8 protein-coding genes are annotated in these 15,574 nt (G+C 61.6%); 1 reads left to right on the top strand and 7 read right to left on the bottom strand.

Annotated elements, in window-relative coordinates:
• Window positions 1-134 precede the first annotated feature (134 nt).
• The 7 genes from M727_RS0119845 to tagH form a co-directional block, all read right to left on the bottom strand.
• On the bottom strand, window positions 135-2,468 hold the full coding sequence (locus tag M727_RS0119845) for a M23 family metallopeptidase (RefSeq protein ID WP_027154132.1): 2,334 nt from the start codon (window positions 2,466-2,468) through the stop codon (window positions 135-137).
• A complete protein-coding gene (locus M727_RS0119840; protein ID WP_027154131.1) occupies window positions 2,465-2,971 on the bottom strand; it encodes a DUF1036 domain-containing protein in 507 nt (168 codons plus the stop codon). Before M727_RS0119840 ends, M727_RS0119845 begins: the two co-directional genes overlap by 4 nt.
• 11 nt (window positions 2,972-2,982) lie before the next feature.
• Window positions 2,983-5,544 carry a serine/threonine-protein kinase gene (locus tag M727_RS0119835; RefSeq protein WP_027154130.1) on the bottom strand — a complete coding sequence of 854 codons (2,562 nt, stop codon included), beginning with the start codon at window positions 5,542-5,544 and terminating at the stop codon, window positions 2,983-2,985.
• Between the two features lie 5 nt (window positions 5,545-5,549).
• Entirely contained in the window at window positions 5,550-6,317 is a 768-nt protein-coding gene (locus tag M727_RS0119830; RefSeq protein ID WP_027154129.1) for a protein phosphatase 2C domain-containing protein, read from the bottom strand.
• A gap of 159 nt (window positions 6,318-6,476) precedes the next feature.
• Window positions 6,477-10,040 (bottom strand): type VI secretion system membrane subunit TssM, encoded by a 3,564-nt coding sequence (gene tssM, locus M727_RS0119820; protein WP_027154128.1) that lies wholly within the window; start codon window positions 10,038-10,040, stop codon window positions 6,477-6,479.
• A 22-nt stretch (window positions 10,041-10,062) separates the two neighbouring features.
• Window positions 10,063-11,580, bottom strand: a complete 1,518-nt coding sequence (gene tssL, locus M727_RS0119815; RefSeq protein WP_027154127.1) for a type VI secretion system protein TssL, long form — start codon at window positions 11,578-11,580, stop codon at window positions 10,063-10,065.
• Between the two features lie 410 nt (window positions 11,581-11,990).
• Window positions 11,991-13,043 (bottom strand): type VI secretion system-associated FHA domain protein TagH, encoded by a 1,053-nt coding sequence (gene tagH / locus M727_RS0119805; RefSeq protein ID WP_027154126.1) that lies wholly within the window; start codon window positions 13,041-13,043, stop codon window positions 11,991-11,993.
• Between the two features lie 198 nt (window positions 13,044-13,241).
• Here tagH and tssI point away from each other — a divergent pair, with 198 nt between their 5' ends.
• A complete protein-coding gene (gene tssI / locus M727_RS0119800; RefSeq protein WP_027154125.1) occupies window positions 13,242-15,569 on the top strand; it encodes a type VI secretion system tip protein TssI/VgrG in 2,328 nt (775 codons plus the stop codon).
• Window positions 15,570-15,574: the final 5 nt, after the last annotated feature.

Raw genomic sequence — 15,574 nt, 5'->3', positions numbered from 1 at the left:
CCAACACCCCTCAACCGTCTTGGCGCTGCGCGCCAATCCACCTTCTCCCACAAGGGGAGAAGGCAAGAGCGCGCTATTACCGCCACGCGTAGCAGAAATGCGGCTAAAACAAATAGATAGAGCGGGATGCTGGCTCACAGCGCATTCTGAACGGAACTCACCATAGCCGTGATCGCCTGCTTGTATTTTTCGAACTCGGGCGATGTCTGCCGGACTTCCGTCGTTGTCGTTGTCTGTTGGCTCACTTCAACCATCGCCGGGCTCAGCTTCCGCCCCATTTTCCTTTCGGCCCAGCTCACGACATAGCTGGCGGACTTGCCGGTGAGAAACGGGTTGGCTTGAATGACGGCCGATCCGAGCACGGCACTCAATTGCGCCGAACCCGGCGACGACAACACTTGATGGGCGCCTTCCATCCCCAGGAAATGACAGAGATAAAGCCGGCCGGCTGTGATCTGGTGGCCGCGCACCCGAAGATAGGCTTCGCCTTCGCGCGCCAGATTGCTGACCATCTCGCGCGAGATGGTGGCGTCAAAACGCAGAGCGAGCAGGTCGGCGGTTGACAGTGTCCGTGCCAGTTCGGGGCGGTAGGTGTTCATCATCCGGATCCACGTCTTGGTTATGAACTGACCGGCGCCGGTCGCCGAAGAAAGCGGGTTCTTGGCGCGGGCCTTGCCGCCGCTTTCGACTTGAACGATACGGTCGGTCAGCGTTTCGACAGCGGAAGCGTCCGTCGCGATTGCCGTAACCGTGCCCAGCGGATCGATCGCCTGCCCATTGCGATAGAGCTCGAAATGCAGGTGCGGCCCGGTCGAAAGACCGGTGGTGCCGATATAGCCAATGATATCGCCTGCCTTCACCTTCGCGCCGACACCGCCCTTGTCAGCGAATTTCTGCATATGCGCATAGCGCGTCTCGCTGCCGTCCCCGTGCGAGATCTTCACCAGGTTGCCGTATCCGCTTCCATCACCCTGAAAGACGATTTCGCCGTCGAAGGCGGCGGCTATCGGCGTGCCCAGCGGCGCCGCCCAATCCACGCCCTTGTGGATGCGAACGGTTCCGAGGATTGGGTGCTTGCGTGGGCCGAAAGTGGAGGTCATGACCCCGTTGACCGGGGTGACCATGCCGTTGGCCACTGTCAGCGAGCGAACCTGATCGTCGCCGCTAACGCATGCAAACTGGCCGTCGGTCTGCTGGAACACGAAACAGTCAAGGCTTTTTTCGCTGCCCTGGACGCCAACATACAGCACCCGTCCGGCCGTCTCTTCCTTGCCACGCGGCTTTTGCGAATAGATCAGGACCAGACGCTGGTCTTCGCTGGCGAAGGCATCCAGATCCTGTCCTCGCGACAGATACATGATCGCCTCTCCGATCACGCCGGTCGGAACCTTGTTGCGCGCTGCTGTCGAGTAGATCGCGTCGAGCAGCCGGTATTGCCTTTTGTGCGTGCCTTGCGCCTGTGCGCCCGAGTAGTTGAACAAATCTTCGCGGACCCAGGGGTCGACACCAGACACAAACACACCGGCGGCATTGCGCGTCAGCGTGCCGACAAATACGTTCCTGGCGTAGATCGAAACCTGCATGAGGGACTTGGATGTCGTCTCGCGCGTCGGCCTGAAACCGCGCATGGCGACGACATGACCTGGCTCAAGGCTCTCCCGATTGAAAAGCGCCTTCAGGGCTTCGCCTGCCAGCTTGGCATCCTCGGCGGAGAAATGCGCATCCAGGGCAACACTGTCCAGGCTGCGGTCGTTGAGGATCTTTACGAAAATGTCCTCGGTAGCCTCGTATCGTTGATGTTCACTGATGACATTTGCAACGCTTGTGTTGTTTTCGATCTGGGTTTTCTGGAACGCGGGAAGTGCTGCCTCGCCTGAGTCGATTGTTTCGCCCCAACCTGCTTCGGCATCATCGGCCCCCCCGAGCGGGTCCGAAGCAACCGGAGCCTCGTTTGGAACGGGCGGTGGCTGAACGTCGTTTTGCAACTCGTTGGATGGTGCCGGCGCGGTCTGTCGCTGCGCCTGGAAGAAAGCGAAATCTTCTTGCGTCGACGGTATCGTCGTCATGAACTTTTCGCTGGCGCTAAGCATCACGTCGGACAGAATTTCGATCTGCGGAGAAACGCCGGCCTGGTCGAGTTCTGCCGGCCGCGGGATCACTTGGCTTTTTGTTGCGCCGCCGGTGTCGGGCGCAAGGGTGATCCACATCGGGTCGCCCGCAAGATCGATAATGGCAGGCACATAGACAGATGCGTCGGCTGGCACATCGTCGGTTCCCTCAACGGCGTGCAACTCCTCATCTTCGTCGCCAAACGACCAATAATCCGCTGTGAGATAGAAGCCGGCAGCGATCGACAACAGCACGGCCACAGCAAGACCGGCAAGCAGCCTGCGCCACAGCCTGCGTCTGCGCAGGGCGGCGCGCGCCTGCTTTTTCAACTTGAAGCTTGTGTCGATACTGTGCGTCACGGATTGCTTCCGGTCAGAAAAAAGGTCCACCGCACCTGTTCAAGCGTATCGACTTCGAGAAATCGTGCGGCGATATGGCCGCGCTGCCAGCATTCATCGATGCCGCGGATCGAGAAACGCCGCCGGTCGATGCACATTTCGGTCGACCCGGTCAGGGTCGCATGGCCAAAGACGTCCGTCGCATAGATGTAGATGTAGCGGTTCGAAAGTTCCTCGCGGATGACGTTCACGCACTGATTTGCGCCGATGGTCCACCAGCCATCGGTCTGGTCCGCATTGTCGACCTTTTGGCCGACAGCGAGATTGACGACGTCGAGCGTCTGATTGCAGACGGTGAATTCGGCGCGCGCTTCGTGGGACGACAGGAGAGCCAGCAACGTCGCGCCCAAGATGACCACAAGTCTGATACGGCCTCTCAGGGCAAGCAGGCCGCGAAGCCGGTCACGCTGATTGTCGGGCGGGACAGCGGTCGGGAAGGGAAAACGCGAGTTGCGGAGGTCCATCGGCGTCCATGCTACCCGCCGAGCCGGAAGTATTTTGCCGTTGCGGAGAACTCAGCTCGGTTGGCGTCGATCTCGTCGAGAATTTTGGGCAGCAGCAGCGCGGCCGGTGTCGGCGCAGAGAACGCCGCAGCGTGAATATCCTGTGGACCCGTGATCACCATTATGATCTGCGGCACGACCTTGCCGGCCGCCTTGTCAGCTGCGCCAAGATCGATCGGAATGTTGAAAGTGGCCTTGTCGGCTTGCGCCAGCATAAGATCGTCGAGGCTGAATGCCATGCCCCTGTGGTCGATCAGCAGCACGCTGGAAATGAGACCGCCATGCGTCACCAGCGTGCCGCCGATCGGCGAGCCGCTCGGCACCGTCGTTCGATCGAGAACAAGCTGCGGCTTGTCAGCCGGCATCTGGTCCAGAAAGCGCAGAAAGTTGGTGACTTCGCATTGAGCCGGCTCAATGAGGCGGACGCTGATGTCCGGTTCGACACGGAACCTTGCCTGGAAATCGGACAGCATTCGTTCGAACGGCTGGACCTCCGTGCCCAATCCTTCGATCGCGACGGCGGCCTCGGTTGCCGACGTCAACGTCGCATAGAAACAGTCGCCGCCGTTGAAGTCGCGCACCCAGGAGACCCGTTGCGCAGCGTGGTCGAGGGCATTTTTCGGCGGCAGTTTTAGGTCCGGTTTCGGCACGTTCAAGGCAACAGTGGCTTCGCCCGGCTGTTTGCCTGGCGCCGGCTCGTACCGCTGCCGTTTTGCATTCGCATCATCCGTCTGGTTTTCGGCCCGCGCGTGCTGGCTGGCCGGCTGATCGGGCTTCCGGCTCTCCATCATTTCGGGCTGGAGCGCCGGGGGCGAAGCCTTGTCGGCCGGCGGCATTGGCGCGACCTGGATGCGCGGCGGAACCGGCTCCGGGGGTTCCTCGGTTGGCGAAAGGACTTCGGCGGGCCGTGTCGGCTCCAACTTTTGATCCGCCGCGGCATCTGCCCGATTTTCAGCTGGCGATGGCGCCTCGGCTGCCGCTGGCTCCGAGGTGTCCTCGGTTGGCGAGAGGACTTCGGCGGGCCGCGTCGGCTGCAAGCTTTGATCCGCCCCGGCATCTGCCTGACTTTCAGCTGGCGGCTGCGCTTCGGCTGCCGCCGGCTCCGATCTTTCCACGGCTGCCGCCGGCTCCGGGTTTTCCTCGGATGGTGAGAGGACTTCGGCGGGCCGTGCCGGCTCCAACTTATGATCCGCCGCCGCACCTGCCTGATTTTCGGCTGGCGGCGCAGTTGCTTCTGTTTGTGACTGATCGGGTGGAACTGCCTTTGCCGGCTCATCGCCCGGCGAATTTGCAGCGCTGGCCGTCGGGGCAGGTTTGGATGCTTTTGGCGACAAAAACGATGTATCACCGGCGGTCGGCGTGGAAGGCGTCATCACGCCGCTGAGATAAACGCCTGCACCCGACGCGACAGCCAATATCGCCAAGGCAGCGATTGCGATCGATCGGGTCTTGGCCGACTTTGCCGGGACCTTTGGCGAGACCGCCCGAGCAGGACCGGCAACTGGCGAAGGCCTTGGCTCGGACAGAAGCGCCGGCCGGACATGCGGAACGAAGCGCTGCTCACCGGCAGCCGCCGGAGGCTGACTTGCCAGCTTGGGGTCAGGCGCGGCGGTTCCCCCGGTTCGCGGCGTCCGGTCGCGCGGCGTGATCGACGTTGGCGGCCTTGTCTCCTCGTCCGTGTCGTCGCGTGTCGCCCTGGCGATATCGGCCATGCTGATCGGCCGGTCCTGTGGATCCGGCTGCAGCATGGCCTCGACAATTCCACGAAAATCGGCGTCGATGTCGGACAGGTCCGGAACGGTTCGGCGTTTTTCGATGATCTCGTACTGGGAGCCGCTCATGTCGATCGGTTTCCCGCGCAGGGCAGCGGCCAGCACCAGGCCCAGACTGTAGATGTCGGATTGCTCGCTGACATCGCCGCTGTACAGCCCGAGCTGCTCGGGAGAAACGTAGTTGTACTTTCCCGCGAACTTTCCGCCGATCAGCGTCTCGCCGCCGACGGTCGCCGACCGCGCGATGCCGAAATCGATGATCTTTGCGCGATCGACCCGGCCTCCCGGCAGGATGATGTTGTCCGGGGAGAGGTCGCGGTGTATCGCTCCCGCCTGGTGCACGGCACTCAAGCCGGAAGCCAGACGATGGCAGAGCTTACGCACGTCTTCCGTCGGCATCGGGCCACGTCGCATGATATCGAACAGCGACTGGCCGTCGACGAATTCCATGGCGAGGTAGGGGCGACCGATACCGGGGTCGATCGTGAAGACGTGATAGCGCACGATCGCATCGTGCGACAAATGATTGAGGATCGACGCTTCCTTGCGGAACAGCGACAGGATCGTCTGGTCACGGGCGAACTCGGGCAATACGATCTTGATGGCGACGTGGTCGCCGGTCTGGATGTTGTGGCCACGGTAGACTTCGCCCATGCCACCGAATGCGATCCGCTCGTCCAGTTCATAGATGCCGCTGAGTTGCGTGCCGACGGCTGTGCTGGCCACATCAGGCGATAGCCGCGTCTTGTCGTCGGCGCTCATCAGCCTCAGCCTTCCGCTCTGGAAGGACCGGGATAGGCCCCATTGCGCCCGTCTCCGATCTTGACGAGCACGATCGTGACATTGTCCGTTCCCCCGCGCGCCAGCACCATCTGCAGCAGGTTTTCGCATGCCGCCTGAGGTGTCGCCGACACCGCCGCCGCCTCGATCTCGGCGTCTGTGACATGCGCTGTCAGCCCGTCGGTGCTCAGCACGAATATGTCGCCCGGCATGATTTCGCCTTGCTGGAAATCGATGACGATCTCGTCGCTGACGCCGACCGCATGCGTGATAACGTTGCGGCGCGGCCAGGCGAGCGCTTCGGCTGCGCTGATCATGCCCTTGTCGAGAAGTTCCTGGACTTCGGTATGGTCCTTCGAAATCTGCGAGATCGAGCCGTTGCGGATCAGGTAGACGCGACTGTCGCCTGCCCACAGGCAGGCAAACCGCCCATCCATCGCCAGCAGGGCGGCGACAGTGGAGCCAATGGTTACTCCGCGGGATTGCGATATCCTGCGGATTTCGGCGTTGGCCCGGCTCAGCCGGTCCTCGAAGCGCGCGCGCAGATCCGGTGCAGAGCTTGCAATGCCGATCGTTGCCAGATGATCGACAATGCTGGCCGAAGCGACTTCCCCGGCATCATGTCCACCCATTCCATCGGCCACCACCCACAGGCCGGTGTCCGGCTCGACCAGATAGCTGTCTTCGTTGAGCTCACGGACACAGCCTCTGTGGCTAACGCCGAAGCTTTCAAAGGGAAGGGCGACATTGTTCACTTTGCCACCAAGCGCTTCTCAAGCGTCCTCTGCGGCGCACCGTCAGGCGCTCGCTCGCGCCAGTTTGCCACAGGCTCGAACGTTAGAGTATCGAAATCAACGTCCGCCCATCTGTCGCCGATGGACAGCCGCACCGTATTGGAAAATCTAGAGCTCATCTCAAAACGCCTTTGGACAGCTGAACCCGGAAAGCGCAGGAAGGAAGAGAGGGATTTGGTCCGAACTGGCCTGGACCGTATAGGCGACATCGCGTCCGCCGATCACGAAGCGGGCTTGCGTGTTGCCGCCGGTGCCGGTGATATCGGCCTTGTCCAGCAGGCGCTTCAGTGCCCACGGGCCGTCGAACTTGATCGCGGACTCACGGCCCGGCATCTCTGGCATAAGGCTCAGGCTCGCCGACGCGGAGGCCATGCCGCTCGGCCAGGTCACCGTGCTTGGCGCGTTGCCGGCCTGGTTGCTTTGGACGATCTGGCCATCGACGTCGAGTATCGCCGTATCGGCATCGCCATGCAGTGAAAACGGCGTAAAGGTGACACTGACCGACGGCACCGAACCACCTGAAGGAAAAAAGGCGTTGCGGATTTCCGCCGCTAGCTGGAAGCTTTTCAAGGTCGACTTCGACAGGTCGCGCCCGAAACGCGCATCCTGTTTCCAGTTCCAGTCCTGGCCGGTCATGTCGATCAGCGATGCGAGATTCTGTGCGAAGAACCGGTCCATCAGGCCGCCTGGAGCGAACAGTTTCGCGAAATCCGCCATCGCAATATCCTCCGGGCCATCGCTGGCGAAGGGATAACGGCCCTCGACCATCTCCTCGCAGGCGCGCGTCACCGTCTGGTCGAGCAGCTGGTTCAAATTCGTCAGCGAGGTTTCTGCGACGTTGCCGTCAAGCTCGTCGGCGGTCGCAGTGACCATTCGGGCGAGTTGCTTGGGCAGCCGCGAGACATTGGCGCGAAGGGTGGATATCTGCAGCTGCAGATTCATGTTGGCGCGTTCCGTTTGCGAAGGGATATCGGCCGCCAATTGCAGGCTTTGATGGATGTCGCGGAAATTCTGGGTCAGTGCATCGATCGGGCGGCGCCCAGTGGGACCGTTCACCAAAGCCTGGAATGATCTGAATTGCGCTTCGATGTTCGCACCGGGGTACTGGTTTTGCGCGCGAGCGGACCCCGTGCCGGCCCGGCTTTGCGATTTGCCGCTGGCGATTTGAATGCCGATACGGGCCAATCCGCTGGCGATATCTGCAGCGTTTTGCGGCTGGTTTTGAAGCATGCCGGCTTCGGCCTCGGAGCTTGACTCTTCGCTGGAACCAGACTCTCGCGTCAGCGCTGTTTCGTCGGCTATCGCGGTAAAAAGCTGGTCGATTGGCGAGCTTGGTGACGCGGCGGCGGAGAGCGCGATATAGTCCGGCTTGTCCTTCAGCATTGCCTTGAACTTCAGTCTGTCGAGAACGCCGTTCCACGCCGCAGCGAACTCCCTGCCATAGCGCTCGACAAGTTCGGGACCGAGTTTTGGCAATTCCTGGTCGATGCCACCTTGCTCGGCGCCGCCGCCGAGAGCCCACTGGTCGTCGACAAGCATCTGCGCAATGCGCGAGAGTTGTCCGAGATAGAAGTTGTTGAAGCCGCTATAGGTGTAGATACCGGGAACGCGCAGGCCCGACAGATCGCCACCATCGACACGCTCGAACAACAGCTGCGCTTCCGGGCCGCCTTTGACGGAGACGGAAAAATCGTCCAGTGCTGCGGCGTATACCGCCGACTTCACCAGGGCAGAGGCACGATCGGCAAGGCTCATGCGTCCGAGCGAGCGTTGAGCGGCTTCGACAAGTGGCTGGTTGAGTTCGAAAACCGGATCATAGGCGTCGTCCAGCGCAAGCATGGCCCGCAGATGCTTTTCGAGTTGCGCCCGTCCCTCGCGGTTGTTTTCACCCGGATACCGATTCTGCTCCCAGTCCTGCTTCATCCAGGACACGATCAGCTCGTCGTCGACCTTGGGCGCCTTGCCGCCAAGCATCATGTAGATCTTCAGCGGTTGGTAGAGCGCGGTGGGATCAGCCATCCTGGCCTGGATCGTCCGTTCGGCCTGAAGCAGCAGGCGCGAGCGGAACATGCGCTCCAGCGCCTGCCGGTAAGCTGTCTTCGATGCCGAAAGAAGTCTTTCCCGCTGACTGAGGCCGAACGTCTCCTGGATCGGGGTCGGCAAGTCACCGGTGTCGAAGCCGGCCGGCAGCTCACGCAACTGGTCGAGCGGGCCGATGACGTTTTCAAGGTCGACATCGGCGACTTCAGTGCTTTTGAGGAGCGGGTCTGCCGTCTCGCGATACTGGCTTGCAGCTTGCGTGGTGGAAGCGATCAGCGACCTGTTGGCTGAAAAGCTCAGGGCCAGGGTGCCGAGAGCCGCGGCAGCCATCAATGCTATTGCGCCAAGGCCGCCATACCTGGCGATCGCTGCACGCCTTTCAGCCGATTTGTCGTATGAAACCCAGCCGGATTCCGCGAAAATGACGCCGGTCAGAAGATCATGCAGGAAGAAGCTCTTGCCGGTGCCGGAAAGATGGGTGCGAGATGCGCTGCCGAAACTGCGGCCGATTGCGCCCAGCACCTGGTCGATCGGCGTCCCCTCCTGCGTGCCTGACGAAAAATAGAGACCACGCAGGCTGACATTCACCTGGCCGCGGGCCGGATCGAAGATGCCGGCGACGAAACCGGCAATACGGCTTTTTAGCGCGTCAAATTGAGCTGGAAAGCCAAAGATGGCTATGCGCGCGACCGGATCGGCCTCTTCCTGCAGGCGGTCGGCCATCTCCTCTGCCAGGCGCTTTGCCAGTGCGTCGAGTTCGGCCGGTGCCTCACCGGCCATGTTCTTGCTGCGATCGGCGGTCTGGAATGTCGCGCCCCACACTTTGCGGCGGCGCTGCTCGTCGAAGCCGCCAAAATAATCCATGAAACCGGAGACAAGGTCGGCCTTGGTGAAGAGCAGGTACACCGGGAACTGGATTTTCAGTGTTTCGTGAATTTCGCGCAGACGGCTGCGTATTTCGACGACATGGGCGTCAAGCTGCCGATCATCGAGGCTGATGAGATCGGCAAGGCTGATGGCCAGAATAACCCCGTTTATCGGTTGCCGGGTGCGGTATCCCTTGAGCAGCGACAAGAAGGCGAGCCAGCTCTTCTTGTCGCTCTGCGCATTGGAATCCTGCGTGGTGTAGCGCCCGGCGGTGTCGATCAGCACCGCCTGGTCGGTGAACCACCAGTCGCAGGATCGTGTGCCGCCAACGCCGGCCACTGGCTGGGCGTCCCCCGAACCGGCAAGCGGAAAATTCAGGCCCGAATTGACCAACGCCGTTGTCTTGCCGGCACCAGGCGGGCCGATGACGACGTACCAGGGAACCTCGTAGAGGAAATTGCGCTTGCCGCTCGACCGCTTGAGCGCAGCGATGGCTTCATTCATCCGAGTCTCGAGCACCTGCGAGTCGTCGTCCCTGTCGTCGTTGCGGGCGACTATCGTCTCGAGCGCCTTTTGCGCCTTTCGCTTTTGCCAGAAACGCACTCCATAAAACAGCGTCGCGATCGCAACGATCACGCCGATGATCGTCACACGCAGCCAGACGGGTGCCAGCGGACGCGTATCGGCAAAGCGGATCAACGGTCCGGCAAACCAGACGGCTGCCGCGAAACCGGCCAACGCGATCGCACTGAATATCCGCAGCAGCCAGCGCGTCATCGGCGCTTCCAAATGGCCGTGCTCACAGCGTTTCCTCCTTGGGGATCATTAAGTCGACACGGCGATTCTGGGCGCGGCCTTCCGGCGTCGCATTGTCGGCGATCGGTTCGTCTTCACCCTTGCCGTCGACGGTGATCCGGGAAGGCTTGCTGAACCGTGGCGCCATCACCGCTGCGACGGCCTTCGCCCGGGCGATGGAAAGGTCGAAGTTGGATTTGAACGGGCTCGATTTTCGCGGCTTCACATTGTCTGTGTGGCCGACGATCATGATCGGTCCAGGCTCCGGTTCCAGCGCGGCGGCGATGTCCGCGGCGATTGGTCCAAACTCCGGTTTTATCTCGGCCCTGCCGGACGGGAACAGCAGGACATTGTTGATCTCCACGATGATGAACCTGCCCTGCGTGCCGACGCTCAGCCCGCCGCGCGCGATAGTCTTGGCCAGTGCCGCATGGATGCGATCGATCTGGGAACGGGTAGGGGCGGCGACAGGCGGGCCGACTTTCACCGGCGCAGCCGACGGCACCACGCTGGCGCGTTCGATGGCGATCGGCGTCGACGGATCGAGCGCCAGCAGCCTGCCGGCAAGGGCATCGCCCTCGTTGGTAATAAAGACCCGCAATGCGAAGAATGCCGCCGTCAGCAGCGCCGACGCAGCCGCCGCAATCACCCAGAGCGGCAGCCGGGCCGACGACTGTGGGCTGGAGACCGCCAGGCTTTGCCAGTGCGGCGAGATGTCGTCGTCGGCGCGCGGCCTGAAGTAACGAAGCGTCTCGTAGACGTCGCGTCGAACGCGTTCGAGATTGTTGTCCTCGCGCGCAAGGCCTCGATACTGGCCTTCGAACCCCAGCGACAGGCAGGCATGCATCAGTTCAAGCAAATCGTAGTGTGCCTCCGGCGCAGCCAGTATCTTGTTCAGCGCTTGGTAGAAGCCCGAGCCGGTGGGCACGACTTGAAAGAACTGTGACAGCATGCTGTGCTGCGCCCAGGCGTCTGTCTGGGGCCAAGGCAGGTGGCCGATGAGGTCGTCAGCGGTTTCGCAGAGAGCAAATTTAGCGATCCGTGCATCTTCTTCGGGAACACCGGCTTTCTCCATTGTCCGGTCGAATTTTTCGATCGCCTCGGCGACATGTTCCGCCAGTTGCTCCGCCTGTCTTTCGACAGCCATAAGCCTGAGCTGGCCAAACAGCATCAGCAAAGGCGCGGCCGCGGCGAGGATCTGATTTGCTGCGGAATATCTGACGCTGTCCGTGGCATGCAGCAGGATGTCCTGCTGAATGCCCGCCGCCGCCGCAACTGAGCCGGCTGTCGCCGCTGCGCCGGGGTCTGCACCCTGATAAATCACGGTTCCGGAGGTCCAGCCCGGCGGTGCATGCCGACCGACACCGGGATCGAAAACCGTTGAATCCTTGACCGGCGAGGGATCGGGGCGCCCGCCGTCGGGAACGGCCCCCTGGGGATCGGGCGCTGATTTCTCAGCCCGGCGCGGTGCGCGAATAACGGTCTTGCCCGCTGGGCCGAAAGGATCGTCCTTCGAGCTCATCGCCAAACGTCCGTCCACGCGTCGGTGCGGCGTATGCGCCACATCAGGGCAAGACGGTCCCCGGTAAGGCGCAGGAACTGCAGGCGCAAGGACTGCAGGCGCTGCTGACGAGGGCAGTGTCTGGAGGAAGATCGACTATATCTTTCTAACCCGCCGTAACATGACATGTGCCGCAGACCCCCAGGTCAATCAGCCTTACCCGCTGGCGAACTGTCGAAAATGATCGTAAGCTTAGAAACGGTCGATTGGAACCGGATGCAGCGCTGCGAAAGGATTTTTCTTCGCCAACGACAGCGCCGTATCTTTGGGCTCGCCAAGGATACATTCCACCTGGTGCGTGATCCGCTCCGCAGCCGAAGCTAAGCGCAGCAAACCGATCCGATTTCCGGAGCACCTGCCAGATTTCCAGTCTACTTTTGCTTGTCGGCTTTGGCATAGGCTTCGCTGAAATAGGCCAGGAATATGTCCAGCATGCCGTTTTCGTGTGCTTCCTCCATGGTCCGCCATTTGGCGACGAAGGCGTCCCAGGCCAGGCCCTTCTTCGATGTGAACGACGTCGGCGGGAGTTTTTTGCTGATCGCCTCAGGCGACAAATCGTCAAGCAGCCGGGAGAGCGCAGCTTGCATGGCTGCATAGGTGGCAAATTCGTGCGTCTTGAGATCGCGGAACGCGTCTTCGACACTGTGCCTGGCATCAAGGTAGCCGGATCTGCGCCGCGCAAACATGATTTCGAGGATGTCGTCGGTTCCCGGGACGAACTTTAAGGGATTGTTGTCGGCAGCGCTGATCATCGTCCGGTGCGTGCTCTTGGCCAGTATTTTCGCAGCCGCACGAGCCTTCAGCAGCTGGGCCAGCTCCTCGACAACCGTCCGCAGCACCGCGCCGATTTCGGCGGCAACTTCATGCGGGTCACGCGATTGAAGCAGTTCCGGCGCGATGCCGGCTGCGATCGCGATGTCCCGCAGCACCTCGTCTCTGGTCGTAGCGAGAGGCGCGGGCGGCGAAGCCACCGGTGCTCTCTGCCCGGGCCGTTGCGCCACCGGTTCGAAGAAAGGCTGGTCTCCAAAATCCTGCGGCCGGCCGGTTGCGACAGGCATTTGTCGCTGCGTCGAACCGTGGCTGCTTTGAGGATGCCCTGTCGCGGCGCGCTCGTCATCAATCGAAACCAGGACGACATAGCGGCCGATCAGCAACCGGTCGCCCTGACCGAGCCGGTGAGGGCCGGCCATGCGCTGGGTCGATCCATTGATGAATGTGCCGTTGCGCGAGATATCGTGCAGCCAGAACGCGCCTCCCTGGTAACGCACTTCGCAGTGTCTGGCGGAGATGAACTTGTCGGGATCGGGCAAGGTCCAATCACAGGCCTCGCGGCCGATTTCAAAGCTGCGATCACGAGCGGAGTAGCCGGTCGACATACCGGCGGGCAGGGAGACGACATTGTTGATCTGCAGCCTGATGAACATTCAAAATCGCCGTCGATCCTGTCGGGAAACTCGCCCAGGACACCCCATTATACCAGCAATTTGTGAGCGGCGGCACAGAAGCGTTCAAGTCGATGATTCCACAGGCGACCAGGCTGCAGCCGCCAAGCGTCCCCTTTGGTCGGTGCAAGACATGTGCTAGGCTCAGGCAGAAACGAGCGGCGGGAGGGGGCACGACCCATGCCGAACGAACGTGCTACGGTTGTGCAGACGCCGGTTGGCGCTGACCTGTTGACCTTCACGCATCTTGTCGGGCGCGATGAGATCAGTCGTTGTTTGGCCTATACGGTCGGGTTCGTCAGCAGCAGCCCCGAAATCGATCCGCTGAAGATGCTGGGCGGCGCGGTTTCGATCGAGGGTGAATCCGATCCCAAACGCTGGTTCAGCGGCCTTGTCTCCGAGTTTCGGCTGACCCGGATCGAGGACCGTCTGGCCTACTACGAAGCCGTCATCAGGCCATGGCTCTGGTTTCTCGGCAATACCACCGATTGCCGTATTTTCCAGAACATGAGCGTCATCGAAATTGTCGAGGAGGTTTTCTCGAAATACAGCACGGCAAAATTCGAGAAGCGCCTGCAAGGGTCCTATCCGCCGCGCGAATACTGCGTCCAGTATGACGAGACCGATCTCGATTTCGTGCAGCGGCTGCTCGAGCACGAAGGCATCCTGTATTTCTTCGAGCACGACGAAGGCAAGCACACGCTTGTGCTCGCCGATGCCATGAACAAGCTCAAGCCGGCGCCGGGTTATGAAAATGTGCCCTATCACTTTGAAGGGCAGGGCTCCCGGCGCGATGTCGAATACATCACAGAATGGATTCCGGGCAGCTCGGTGCGGCCGGGCGCCTATGTCCATACCGACTATGATTTCGAGAAGCCGGGCGCCGACCTGATGGCCAAATCCGCCCAGCCGTTCAGTCACAAGCTGGCCGCGGGCGAGAATTACCGCCAGCCCGGCGCGCATCTCGACGTCGGCCGCGGCGACAGCCTGGCCGCGATCCGGCGCGAGGAAATCCAGGCCGTGCACCAGCGCATTGCTGCAGTCGGCACCGTGCGCGGCCTGTATTCCGGCTGCACGTTCAAGCTGGACGGCTTCCCGAGGGAAGACCAGAACCAGGAATATCTGGTGGTCAGCGCCGAATACAGGCTGTTCGATCCGGGCTACAGAGCCCTTGCCGACGTCGAAAGCGAGAACTTCAAGGTGATCCTCGGCGTGGCGCCGACCGCCTTGGCCTATCGCCCGCCGCGAGTCACGACACGGCCGATCATGCGCGGCCCGCAGACGGCGACGGTGGTCGGCCCGTCCGGCGAGGAAATATTCACCGACAAATATGCACGGGTAAAAGTCCAGTTCCACTGGGACCGTCTCGGCAAGAAGGACCAGAACAGTTCTTGTTTCGTGCGGGTGTCGCAGACCTGGGCCGGCAGCGGCTGGGGTTTCATCCAGATACCGCGCATCGGCCAGGAGGTGATCGTCGACTTCATCGAAGGCGACCCGGATCTGCCGATCATCACCGGCCGCGTCTACAACGCCTCGCAGATGCCGCCCTACGGACTGCCGGGCAGCGCCACGCAATCCGGCTGGAAGTCCGACTCCTCGAAAGGCGGCGGTGGCTACAACGAGCTGATGTTCGAGGACAAGGCCGGCTCCGAACTGGTCAACTTCCAGGCGCAGAAGGACCACAACCTTCTGATCAAGAACGACCGCACCAAATTGGTGCAGCACGACCAGTCCGACCGCATCGACCACGACGCCAAGCACTCCGTCGGCCACAACCTCGACGAGGACGTCGGCAACAACAAAACGGTCAAGGTCGGCGTCGACCAGACCACGGACATCGGCAACAACGACACCGAGACGGTGGGGGTGGATCGCTCGCTGACGGTGGGCTCCAACGAGACGATCAATATCGGGGCAAACTCGACCGAGACGATCGGCGCCAACCACACGCAGACGGTGGCGCTGGTGCAGACGATCACTGTGGGTGCGGCGCGTGTGGATTCAGTGGGCGCGGCAGAAACCCGAAGCGTTGGCGCCGTCCAGACGAATCAGATCGGTGCATCGCGCTCGATGACGGTGGGGGCCGGACAGACGCACACGATAGGCGCGGCGGACAGCTGGACAATTGGCGCCGCCCAGAGCGTGAAGGTCGCCGCGGACCAAAGTTTCGCTATCGGTGGTGCGCAGTCGTCGCAGATCGGCAAAGGCAGGTCAGCAAAAATCGGCGCTGACGACGCAACCGATGTCGGAGGCGGGCACGCGCTCAAGGTCGGCAAGGGCAGCGGAATCCAAATAGCGGAGGACAGCTCGATCAAGGTTGGCAAAAATCTGATGATCGAAGCGGGCGACTCGATCACGCTCAAATGCGGCTCAGCGTCGATCACGATGAAAAAGGACGGCACCATTGTCGCTGACGGGAAGGATATTACACTCAAGGGCAGCGGCAAGATCACCGTCAAGGCCGACGGCGAGGTGATCGTCAAGGGAAGCACCATCAACAACAATTGAGGGCG

Origin of the sequence: Mesorhizobium sp. WSM2561 (assembly GCF_000513915.1) — a bacterium.
GTDB classification, from domain to species: Bacteria; Pseudomonadota; Alphaproteobacteria; order Rhizobiales; family Rhizobiaceae; genus Mesorhizobium; species Mesorhizobium muleiense.
The sequence above is the reverse complement of the archived record's forward strand: the minus strand, read 5'-3'. Positions and strand labels throughout refer to the sequence as shown.